Genomic DNA, 265 nt, shown 5'->3' with positions numbered 1-265 from the left:
GGCTGTGATCACTCAGTCAGCTCAATAGAGGTACTGTCTTGTGTCGTGGTATTGTCGACCTGCTTAGCTCTGTCTGCTTTAGACACGTAACGTGGTTTATTACTTTTATGTAATTTTGCATTCAAATTCTTCTCAGCCCAAATCGATTTCCCATCTAATAATGTTTCCAATGGCGTTCTGCCACAGCACATTTTTCCTTGATGAGTTCGGTCATTATTGTAATAAATCATCCATTCGTCCAGATCCTTTTGCAATTCCTCTAATG

1 protein-coding gene is annotated in these 265 nt (G+C 40.0%); it reads right to left on the bottom strand.

The features are described from left to right. Positions 1 to 8: 8 nt before the first annotated feature. The coding region (locus CWC11_RS21245) for a DUF2986 domain-containing protein (RefSeq protein ID WP_212748109.1) at positions 9 to 265 on the bottom strand (257 nt) is incomplete at its 5' end.

The sequence above is a fragment of the Pseudoalteromonas sp. S3178 genome, from assembly GCF_005886985.1.
Taxonomy (GTDB): domain Bacteria; phylum Pseudomonadota; class Gammaproteobacteria; order Enterobacterales; family Alteromonadaceae; genus Pseudoalteromonas; species Pseudoalteromonas carrageenovora.
This window is presented reverse-complemented; position numbering and strand designations above follow the sequence as displayed.